The 7,148-nt window shown below is 67.6% G+C and carries 3 protein-coding genes; all 3 read left to right on the top strand.

What is annotated here, in order from left to right; genetic code table 11:
* Window positions 1-50 precede the first annotated feature (50 nt).
* The 3 genes from Pmi06nite_RS41360 (at window position 51) to Pmi06nite_RS41370 (ending at window position 6,604) form a co-directional block, all read left to right on the top strand.
* The gene (locus Pmi06nite_RS41360; protein WP_275409662.1) at window positions 51-377 is read left to right on the top strand and encodes an ROK family protein; all 327 of its coding nucleotides are present in this window, start codon (window positions 51-53) and stop codon (window positions 375-377) included.
* Between the two features lie 210 nt (window positions 378-587).
* Window positions 588-4,526: a ThuA domain-containing protein gene (locus Pmi06nite_RS41365; RefSeq protein ID WP_203958729.1), complete on the top strand. Its 3,939-nt coding sequence runs from the start codon at window positions 588-590 to the stop codon at window positions 4,524-4,526.
* A gap of 80 nt (window positions 4,527-4,606) precedes the next feature.
* A complete protein-coding gene (locus Pmi06nite_RS41370; protein WP_203958730.1) occupies window positions 4,607-6,604 on the top strand; it encodes a ThuA domain-containing protein in 1,998 nt (665 codons plus the stop codon).
* Window positions 6,605-7,148 lie beyond the last annotated feature (544 nt).

Raw genomic sequence — 7,148 nt, forward strand, 5'->3', positions numbered from 1 at the left:
CACCTGGTGGCTCCTGACCAGGCGGGGTTCGGCCGTACACCAATAGAGGCCTGGCCTCTGGCGACCGGCGCATGACGATGGCGGTGGCACAGGTCGGCGAGTGGCTCGGGCTCGGTGGCTCGATCCTGGCCAACCTGTTCAACCCGCGAGTGATCGTCATCGGAGGCTATTTCGCCTCGCTGGCCCAGTGGCTGCTGCCACACGCACAAGATCAGCTGCAACGGCTCGTGGTGGCAGCTCCAGCCGCCCGGTGCCGATTCGTCGCCTCCACGCTCGGCTTCGGCGCCGCCTCCCGTGGCGCGCCGAGCATGGTGATCAACCACATCATCGACGACTCGACCACGATCATGGATTTACCCAGGCCGGCACCTTACTGACGGCCCCACAGACCTGGAGACGGCACCCTCCAGCAACCGCAATATCCGCTACCACCAAGTGGCAATAAGCGCGGCGGCGCGCGCCTTGCCTGACATCCCCCCAGTCAGGAAGGGCTTTTCATGTCACCACGTCATCGAACGTGGGCCAGGCTGCTCGACGCAGCCCTGCCAGAAAACGGACGACGCACGAGACGTCGCACCGCGACCACGATGGCCTTAGCCCTCATCGCCCCTTTCATCACGCTCCTCGCGACGCCGGTGAGCGCCGAGGCCGCCACGGCGGCTGAGCCCGCTTTCAAGGTCGCTGCAGCGGCGCCGCTGCAGCCGCCCCCGCCTGCCGCCAAGCCCGCACCACCAGACGCCCGCTTCAAGGTGCTCGTGGTGCGCAGCACCCAGGACGCGGTGTCGTCGGCCGGCCTGGCCGCGATCCGGGATGCGGCCAGAACCGGTCATTTCACGGTCGTGGCGCCCGGGCCCGCTGACGTGGGCGACCATTTCACGGAGAAGAAGCTGGCGCAGTACCGCGCGGTCGTGTTCTTGGACACGGGTCACGCGAGCCCGCTCACGGACGCGCAACGCGCGAACTTCGAGAGCTACTTCCGCGACGGCGGCGGCTTCGTCGGCGTCGGCTCGGCGGTCGAGACCGACGAGTCCTGGTCGTTCCTGACTGACATCCTGGGGACGCGTGCGTCCGGCAGGACCGACGTGCAATCGGGTGACGTGAAGGTCGCCGACCGCGTCCACGACGCGAGCAAGGATCTGCCGCAGTTCTGGTCGCGGACCGACAACTGGTACAACTTCGCGAAGAACGTCCGCGGTGTGTCACACGTCCTCGCCACCGTCGTCGAGGACCCGTTCGGGCCGCAGCCGCAGGGCGCCAACCTCGACGGGATCGCCGGGGGCACGATGGGCGCCGATCACCCGGTCTCGTGGTGTAAGGACTTCCAGGGCGGCCGCTCGTTCTACACCGGCCTGGGCAACACGGCCGCGAGCTTCGACGCCGGCCTCACCAAGCACCTCAAGGGCGCGATCGGCTGGGCCGCGGGCCAGGCCGACCCGGTCTACAGCGATTGCGGCGCGACCGTGCTGGCCAACTACCAGCAGACGAAGATCGGTTCGCCGCCGAACCTGCAGGAGCCGATCGGCTTCGACCAGCTGCCAGACGGCCGCGTTCTGCAGACGGACCGCCTCGGTTCGCTGCGCATGCACGACTCGACCACGGGCGTCACCACGGTCGTCGCCAACTTCGCCGATCCGAGCCTGCCGATGACGCAGCAGATCTACTCCGCGGGCGAGGACGGGCTCTATGGCCCGGCGGTCGACGCCAAGTTCGCGACCAACAAGTGGGTCTACCTCTACTACTCGGCGAAGGAGGTCACCGACGTCAAGCTGAGCGACGGATCGGTCGTCACCCAGATCACGCCGAACACCACCCCGCCGGACGTGGCGGCGTCCAAGACCGCGTGGGATCCGTACGTGGGCTATTTCCAGCTCAGCCGCTTCAAGTTCGTCGACGCCACCGACAGCACGCCGGCGCACCTCGACATGGGCTCCGAGCAGCAGATCATGCGCGTGCCGGTCAACCGCCAGGAGTGCTGCCACGTTGCGGGCGACATCGACTTCGACAAGCACGGCAACCTCTGGATGGTCACCGGCGATGACACGCCCGCGGGCGGCATCAACGGCGGCGGCTACGGGCCGTACAACTCGCAGAAGACCGACGAGCAGCAGACCGTGCGCGTCACCAACGCGACGGGCGGCACGTTCACGCTGACCTTCGAGGGCCAGACGACGGAGCCGATCGCGTGGAACGCGGATCGCAATGCGATCGACGCGGCGCTCGAGGCGCTCTCGAACATCGAGGCGGATGAGATCCAGACCAGCGGCGGCCCGGTCAACACGTCGAACCTCAACGTGTTCTTCCGCCGCGGCAAGCAGCAGTCCGATCAGCCGCAGATCACCGCCGACGGCGCCGGCTTGACCGGCACCGCCACGCCGGCGATCGCCACCGCCACGGCGCAGGCGGGCGGCTGGTATCAGCGGCTCACCGGTGACTCGCGCCGTAGCGCGCTGAACACCAACGACCTGCGCGGCAAGGTGCTGCGGATCAAGGTCAAGGACGGCAACATCTCCGCCGCCGACGCCAACAAGGTCGACTTCGGCTCCGGCACGGGCGCCTACTCGATCCCGTCGGGCAACCTGTTCCCGCTGGTCGCGGGCGCGCCGCAGGACAAGACGCGGCCGGAGGTCTACGCGATGGGTTTCCGCAACCCGTTCCGGATCCAGGTCGACGAGAACGACGTGGCCTACATCGGCGACTACTCGCCCGACGCCCAGACACCGCAGCGCTCGCACGGCCCGTCGGGCACCGGCCGCTACGAGATCGTGCGCAAGCCGTCCAACTACGGCTGGCCGACGTGCTACAAGCGCGACCTCGCGCACTACGAGTGGAACTTCCACGAGTTCGCGCCCGGCACCACCACCGCGGGCACGCCGCTGAACAACCCGCCTCGGAAGTTCGACTGCGACGGGCCGACGCAGCGCAACGACTCGCTGTGGAACATTGAGGGCGGTCCGTCGGTCGAGCCGGGCCTGAGGGACGTCCCGCCGGTCACCGACCCGGACATCTGGTACTCCTACCGCGACAACAACACGAGCGCGCCGCTCGGCACGCCGTGCGAGGCCTACTACGCGCCGACCCCGGGCCCGATCGCGCCCGGTTCGACGACCGAATGCCCGCGGCTGTTCCCCGAGCTCTACACCGGCGGCGTCGGTCCGCACGGGGTCGCGAAGTACCACTACGACGCGAAGAACCCGAACCCTAACAAGTTCCCGCCGTACTACGACGACTCGGTGATCATCAGCGAGTGGACGCAGGACACGCTGCGCGAGGTCAAGCTCGACAAGCAGAACAACCACATCCAGAAGATCAACAACTTCCTGGATTGCGGCAGCCGTGCGAACGCCGGGGCAGGCAGGTTCCGGTTCGAGTGCGACAACCCGATGGACGTGCAGTTCGGTTCTGACGGCGCGTTCTACATGCTGACCTACGGCAACGGGTTCAACGTCATCAGCCCCGACGCGGGCATGTACAAGTGGGAGTACGTCAAGGGCAAGCGCGCGCCGAAGGCCGTGCTCACCACGGACCGCACCGACGGCTCAACGCCGCTGACCGTGAACTTCTCCAGCGCCGGCTCGCTGGATGAGGATCCCGGCGACTCGATCCGCTACGAGTGGAACTTCGGCGACGGCTCGGCGATCGAGACCGACCCGAACCCGACACACACCTACACGCAGTCCGGCCGCTACACGGCCGTGCTGACCGTGCTCGACTCGTCCGACAAGCAAACCTCGACCAGCACCGTGATCACCGTGGGCAACACGAGCCCGACGGTGGTCGTCAATACGCCGGTGGAGGGCGGGACGTTCGCGTTCGGCGACGACATCCCGTTCTCGGTCACGGTCACCGACCCCGAGGACGGGACGGTGAATTGCTCCGAGGTGCAGGTGACGTTCGTGCTCGGCCACGACACGCACGGCCACGCCGAGGAGTCCGTCAACGGCTGCTCGGGCGTGCTCCACACGATCGCCGACGACGTCTCACACGGCGGCAACGTCTCCGGCGTGATCCAGGCGCGCTACACCGACCACGGCGGTCCGGGCGGCGTCCCACAGCTGACCACGACCAGCCAGCACCAGATCCGCCAGAAGCACCAGGAGGTGGAGTTCGTCGTCAACCAGTCCGGCACCAACACGGCGACCAACACCGACGGCGGCGACGGCGGCGTCGGCGTGCACCGCGGCAGCCTGGGCTCGGGCGACTGGCTCCAGCTCAACGGCCCATTCAACCTGACCAACATCGATTCGATCACGTTCCGCGTGGCGGACGCGACGACCGGCCGCACGCCCGGGTCGCCGCTGGCGGCGATCGAGGTCCGTCAGGACTCGATCACCGGGCCGATCCTGACGACGGCCAACCTCGTGTCCACCGGCGGGACGGGAACCTGGACGAGCCAGACGTCCCCGGTCTCGATGTCCGGGACGCATGAGCTGTTCCTGGTGTTCCGCTCGGTCACGGGTGGCGCCACGGGCGGCAACCTGTTCAACCTCAACTGGGCCGAGTTCGTCGGCACGGGCATCGGCAGCTAGCGAGCCCGCCCGTATAGCGGCAAGAGAGAGAGAAGACACTAATGCGAAGAAGATTTCGCACATCGGTAGTGGCCGCCTGCGTGACGGCTTCCACACTCATCCCCGCGGCACCGTCGTGGGCACAGGAAACGACCCCGCCGACGATCAACGTGGCGACGCTGTCGCCCTCTGCGCCGACCGGCCAGAACAACTGGTACCGCGACTCGGTGACGCTGAACATGTCGGCGACCGACGACGTCGGCATCGACAAGTTCCAGTACTCGCTCAACGGCGGCGCCGCCTACATCGACGTGCCCGTCGCGGGGGCGCCGGCGTCGGCCACGGCGTCGGCGGTGATCACGCAGGAGGGCAACACCAGCGTCCGGTACCGCGCGGTCGACACGTCCGGAAACGTCGCGGCGTTTCGCTCGATCTCGGTCCGGATCGACACGCGCGCGCCGGCTGCGTCGTACCCGGCGATCACCGACGGTCACGTCGGTCACGTCGCCACACTTATCCCGACGCGCACGGACCCCACCCCCGGCTCGGGCGGAGTGGCTGTGCTGAACATGTACCTCGACGGCAAGCTGGTCCCGCCGTTGCCGGTGCAGACCTCCGACCTGTCGCTCGGCGTGCACACGCTCGCGGTGCATCTCTCTGACGCTGCTTCCAACAGCGCGAAGTACACGCAGACGTTCATCGTGACGACATCGTTCGCGGACGTCGGCACGCTGATCGCCCGGTTCGTGACCGCCGGCAGCGTCCCGGCGGAGGTCGGCGCGGCGCTCCAAGCCAAGCTCGACCAGGCGAAGGCGCTCGCCGACGCCGATTCGGCCAAGCCCGCGCGCCAGGTCCTGAACGAGTTCGTCTCGATCGCCAACGACCGGATCGCGCACGGCTCGGTCCGCAGCACACTCGTGGGCGATGCGCGTTACCTGATCGACCAGCTCAAAGGCCGGCTCGCGCCGGAGCCCGCGACGGGCCTCAAGTCTGAGCCCGCGGAGGGCCCGAAGTTCATCCCGGACCCGGTGCTCGCCCCGCTCCCGCACAACCCGCACGCCGACTACAACGTCCTGGTCTTCTCCAAGACGACGGGCTTCCGGCACGACCACATCCCGCACACCGTGGCCGCGATCCAGAAGCTCGGCATCGCGCACAACTTCAACGTCGACGTCTACGACCCGCAACTCTCGACCGTCACGCTGCCCACGAGCCCGTTCCTGAGCCTCGACACGCTCAAGCAGTACGACACGATCGTCTTCGACTCCAACGTCGGGCACCCGGGCCCGCTCGATCCGATCATCGAGCAGCCGAACTTCGAGGCCTACATGCACCAGGGCGGCGGCTATGTCGGCATCCACGGCGCCGCCGACTCGTTCGAGATCGGCACCTGGCCGTGGTACGGCAACCTCGTCGGTGGGTTCTTCATCAACCATCCGAACGGCCAGAACGGGTTCGGCCAGTGCGGCAGCTGCATCCACACCGAGGTGGTGACCGAGGACAAAACGCACCCGGCGACCGCGCATCTCCCTGCCCGGTGGATGACGGTCGACGAGCTCTACAACTTCGACCGCAACATGCGGGCCGACGTGCACACGCTGCTGAGCCTCAACGAGGACAGCTACCAGCGCAGCCTCAACAGCGGCAACGCGGCGACCAACCCGCTGCAACTGATGAACGGCGACCACCCGATCGCGTGGTGCCAGAACTGGGACGGTGGCAAGGCGTTCTCGACCATCCTCGGCCACTTCCGGACGCAGTACTACGACGACTCGTTCATGCGGATCATCCTCGGCGGGATCGAGACGACCGCCGACCGCAAGGGCGCTAACTGCTCGTCCTACCGCGAGACCAGCCTGCTGATCGAGGCCGACCGAGCGGCCGGGCTGCTGACCGCGGCCGCCGCGGACGCCGCCGGTGCCGCCCTGGACATCGCGCGGGACAGCTACCTGGCAACCAACTACACCACCGCCATCCCGGCGCTGAACTCGATCGACGCCCTGGCGAAGAACAAGGCCTCCGGCGACGCTGCGGCGCGTTCCGAGCTCGCGCGGCAGGCGCGCGCGCTGCGGGAGTGGATGCAGAACCTCAACCGCTGACCCGTTCACGCGGCGGGGGCGGTGGATCGCCGCCCCCGCCGCGCTGACGCTGGAGCGCACCACTATCGCGGATTTATGCACGACCTTCTCATGATCATCGACGAAACATCGGTAGGCCGATCGCGAGGTCGTGATGAGCCGGCCGAATGAAATGAAAGAACGCGTTCCGCGACGCGGAGAACGGATGCGTCCGCGATCGGAGGGGAGGAAGATGACGGTGACCCTTGGTCGAATTGCCGGGCTGTCGCGGGCGCCGCCCCGCAGACCGGCCTCACGAGTACGCCGCGCCGTACTGGGTCTTCAGTCAGTCGAGAAGTCCTTCGGTCCTTGTGCGGCCCGGTGGCGAACCGAGCAGGACGTCGAGCATGCTCAGGGGAGCTTTAGGTGGTCGAAGTAGGGCGCTGGCGGGCGGTTCCGCGATGGTGCAGGATGGCTAGCATCCGTCACCTTTCCTATACGATCCGAGTGGTCGTCGGCATGCAGCAGCGTTGCGACCGATGTCAACAGGTTCGCGAAGACGCTAGAAGGGACCTCACGTCACGAT

The organism is Planotetraspora mira, from assembly GCF_016863275.1.
GTDB lineage: Bacteria > Actinomycetota > Actinomycetes > Streptosporangiales > Streptosporangiaceae > Planotetraspora > Planotetraspora mira.

What these genes read in the sequence shown, in the direction of transcription:
- Pmi06nite_RS41365 (WP_203958729.1), top strand. Translation starts at nt 588, where the DNA reads ATGGCCTTAGCCCTCATCGCCCCTTTCATCACGCTCCTCGCGACGCCG.